Here is a 2,496-nt window from a genome sequence, read left to right as displayed (position 1 = left end):
TTGAAGACTTTGAGCAGGATGGCCCTAAGATTCTTATCATTTTAGACAATGCAAGTATTCATAAAAAGGCAGAGATTCTAGAGAAGATAGCGAAGGAGATGCCCAACATTGTTTTAGAATTTCTGCCACCCTACAGTCCGGACTATAATTTAATCGAGTTAGTTTGGCACTCTGCAAAGGAATTCATTGCCAATCGTCTATTTGAGTCGATTGAGGATCTAGAAGCGCTTGTTCATAACCTATTGAACGAAGGGCAGCTTGTCATCAACTGGGATCGCAAGATCAAAAATAAAGGAAACACAGTCAATGCAATTTAAATGCATATCAGCTTATAACCCCCAGTTTCCGAATCTCTACGCCTTCATCCTATTCATCATCTCCGATCTAACCACAGCCTTACTTTTAGATTCCAGCATAGTAAAGATGGGAAAAGGAGTAGCAGAAGATAAAGCTCATCACCATCATTTCCCCACCATCTTCAACCGTGCCAATCAGGTGAAAGAGAGACTCAGGCAAGTTATGACTAGCCATAATGTGAAGCATATCCACCCCTACGGCAAAGGAAGCCATTATCGCAAACAACTTAAACATTTTTCGACTAAATTGCCTGAAGGCAGAATTCCCTTGCTGATAGGCCAATGCGATGACCAAAAATAACGTAGTCGCTACAAGTAAGGCGTATAAGACTTCTCCATAGTCATCTGAGGGGGATGGTTGGAGGGCTGGGAAGCGGTCATACCTGGGGGCAGGGATGATGGTTAGGAATCCCCTGGGAATCCAGAGTCTAGACGAGGTTGGTGGGGGGAATCCACGGGCCTTGTCGTTGGGTTAAACTGAGAGCGGTATTAAGAAATGTAACAACTATGGCAGACCCCATGGCAGTGGGTGGTAACCGGGTAGTGGTGGTAGGAGCGGGTATCGGTGGCCTCACGGCAGCGGCGTTGCTGGCCAAGCGGGGCTATGGGGTGCGCGTGTTTGACCAAGCCCTGGTGGCGGGGGGCTGTGCGTCCACCTTTCGGCGGCGGGGCTTCACCTTTGATGTGGGGGCAACCCAAGTGGCGGGCCTAGAACCGGGTGGCATCCATCACCAAATTTTTACCGAACTGGATATTCCCCTGCCAGAGGCCACCTTCTGCGATCCGGCCTGTGCGGTCTTTTTGCCGGGGGAAACCGAGCCGATTCAGGTGTGGCGCGATCCCGCCGCATGGCAGGCGGAACGGCAGCGACAATTTCCCGGCAGCGAACCCCTATGGCAATTGTTGAAGGATTTGTTTGCGCCGAGCTGGCGGTTTCAGGGGAGAGATCCGGTGTTGCCCCCCCGCAACCTATGGGATTTGAGCCGCTTAGTGAAAGCCCTGCGACCCGACACCCTGCGCACCGTGCCCTACACCTTCGCCACCGTGGGTCAAGTGCTTCAGTCCCTTGGGCTAGCGCAAGATCGCCGCCTGAAGACCTTTTTGGATTTGCAGCTCAAGCTTTACTCCCAGGTCAACGCCGACGAAACCGCCCTGCTCTACGCCGCCACCGCCCTCAGTGTGTCCCAAGCGCCCCAGGGGTTGTTTCACCTCAAGGGCAGTATGCAGGCTTTGAGCGATGCCCTAGAAAAGTCCCTAGCGCGAGATGGTGGCCTGCTGCAACTGCGCCATACGGTTCAGCAGGTTCATACCCAAAATGGACGGGTGACGGGGGTAACGGTGCAGGATCAAAAATCCGGCAAAACCTGGGTGGAACCTGCGAACCACGTCGTCGCCAATGTTACGGTACAAAATTTGGTGGAACTCCTGGGGGATCAAGCACCTCAGGGCTACCGCCGCCGCGTGAAAAACCTGCCCCCCAGCAGCGGCGCGTTTGTTATTTACCTGGGTGTGGACGCCGAGGCCATCCCCCCCAACTGCCCGCCCCACCTGCAATTTCTCTACAACTACGACGGCCCCATTAGCGAAAACAATTCCCTGTTTGTCTCCGTCAGCCGTCCTGGGGATGGACGCGCTCCGGCGGGGCAGGCCACGATTATCGCCTCCACCTTCACCGAAGTTGGCCCCTGGTGGCAAACCTCAAATTATGCCGGGATGAAGCAAGCTTACACCGATGGATCCATCCGTCGCCTCTCCAACTATTTTGACCTGGATCCCAAACATATCCTCCACATCGAGGCCGCCACCCCTCACACCTTTGCCCACTTCACCGCCCGTCAGCAGGGCATCGTTGGCGGGTTGGGAATGCGGGTCAGCAGCTATGGCCCCTTCGGCTTTGCCAACCGTACCCCTATCCACGGCCTCTGGCTAGTGGGCGATTCCACCCATCCCGGCGAGGGCACCGCTGGCGTCAGCTATTCGGCCCGCACGGTAGTACAGCAAATTGAGGTCAGCTAGATCACCCGTTCGAGAAACAACACTCCGGACAGTTTTTTGGGGTTGGGTTGGAAAAAAGCTATCCACCGCATAGAGTGCAGGTGCAAGTAAAACACGGTGCACCGATGGATAGCCTCAACAGCAT

General features: G+C 54.3%; 3 protein-coding genes. All 3 read left to right on the top strand.

Annotated elements, in window-relative coordinates:
• A partial coding sequence (locus H6G62_RS26725; RefSeq protein WP_190496501.1) for a transposase occupies nucleotides 1–317 on the top strand: 317 nt, incomplete at its 5' end.
• Nucleotides 307–657, top strand: coding sequence for a hypothetical protein (locus H6G62_RS26720; RefSeq protein WP_190500828.1), 351 nt, complete (start codon nucleotides 307–309; stop codon nucleotides 655–657). The genes H6G62_RS26725 and H6G62_RS26720, both read left to right, overlap by 11 nt.
• Nucleotides 658–863: 206 nt before the next feature.
• Nucleotides 864–2,372, top strand: coding sequence for a C-3',4' desaturase CrtD (gene crtD / locus H6G62_RS26715; RefSeq protein ID WP_190500825.1), 1,509 nt, complete (start codon nucleotides 864–866; stop codon nucleotides 2,370–2,372).
• Nucleotides 2,373–2,496 lie beyond the last annotated feature (124 nt).

It is taken from the genome of Phormidium sp. FACHB-1136 (assembly GCF_014697375.1).
Classification (GTDB): domain Bacteria; phylum Cyanobacteriota; class Cyanobacteriia; order Phormidesmidales; family Phormidesmidaceae; genus Nodosilinea.
The sequence above is the reverse complement of the archived record's forward strand: the minus strand, read 5'-3'. Positions and strand labels throughout refer to the sequence as shown.

Bases quoted from the DNA above. Each gene is read 5' to 3' on its own strand.
- crtD (WP_190500825.1), top strand. From the start codon at position 864: ATGGCAGACCCCATGGCAGTGGGTGGTAACCGGGTAGTGGTGGTAGGA.
- H6G62_RS26720 (WP_190500828.1), top strand. From the start codon at position 307: ATGCAATTTAAATGCATATCAGCTTATAACCCCCAGTTTCCGAATCTC.